A 275-nucleotide genomic window follows, 5' to 3' on the forward strand; every position below is an offset into this window, starting at 1 on the left:
ATATAGATGGCACCGAAAGTTCCGATAATGGTCGCAATCAAAGAACTCAAGAAGGCCAACAAGAAGGTTTGAGCCAGAATCAGCATTAGTCGGCTATCGCCAAGCATAGATGAAAAATGCTCTAAGGTAAAGCCTGTAAAGCCATTCATATCTCCGCCTTCATTAAAGGCATAAAAAATAAGATAGAAAATCGGTAAGTAGAGAAGGAGAAAGGCAACTGTTAAGTAGATATTTGCAAATTTCTTCATTATTTCTTCCTCTCTTTCGTCATCCAC

General features: G+C 38.5%; 1 pseudogene. It reads right to left on the minus strand.

The annotated features are described in order from the left end of the window. A pseudogene (locus C1G53_RS12515) lies at positions 1-248 on the minus strand (ABC transporter permease); the annotation flags it as partial. Positions 249-275 lie beyond the last annotated feature (27 nt).

Source organism: Streptococcus suis (genome assembly GCF_002960445.1).
Lineage (GTDB): Bacteria > Bacillota > Bacilli > Lactobacillales > Streptococcaceae > Streptococcus > Streptococcus hyiners.